This is a genomic window from Roseateles chitinivorans, from assembly GCF_002761755.1.
GTDB lineage: Bacteria > Pseudomonadota > Gammaproteobacteria > Burkholderiales > Burkholderiaceae_C > Roseateles > Roseateles chitinivorans.
Window position 1 is genome coordinate 1 of sequence record NZ_PEOG01000260.1, and the last position, 404, is coordinate 404.

1 protein-coding gene is annotated in these 404 nt (G+C 36.4%); it reads right to left on the bottom strand.

The genetic code is table 11. From position 1 onward, the window contains the following. Positions 1-404 (bottom strand): lycopene cyclase family protein (locus tag CS062_RS25655; protein WP_199174397.1); only part of this gene is annotated, 404 nt, incomplete at both ends.

Consider the following 404-nt stretch of genomic DNA (forward strand, 5'->3'; position numbering starts at 1 on the left):
AAATGTTTCTATATCGAGGTACTGAGAAAGATATTGCACCAGTTCCTCCTCATACTTTTCCTGTGGCAATATTTTTTCAGTGAACAAAGTATATTCCACCAATGCTTTTTTTTCAGTCATCGGTAATACATACATGAATGTTGTACCTTCTTCCTGCGACACCCTGAAATCCATAAAAGTAGCTTTACCCGGATTAAATACAGGTGTTAGTGTTTCAATGACCCAGCCTTTGAAATGTTGCAATAGCATGTATTCATGAGCTGCTACTTTGGGTTCTTGGAATAAGATACTATTGAATATATAATCGGCGGTGATCTTTCCGGAAGGCAATGTCAATACTGCTTTACCATTTTCATTACCGATACTCTTTACTTCTTCATAATGAAAATGCACATTGCTTTTTG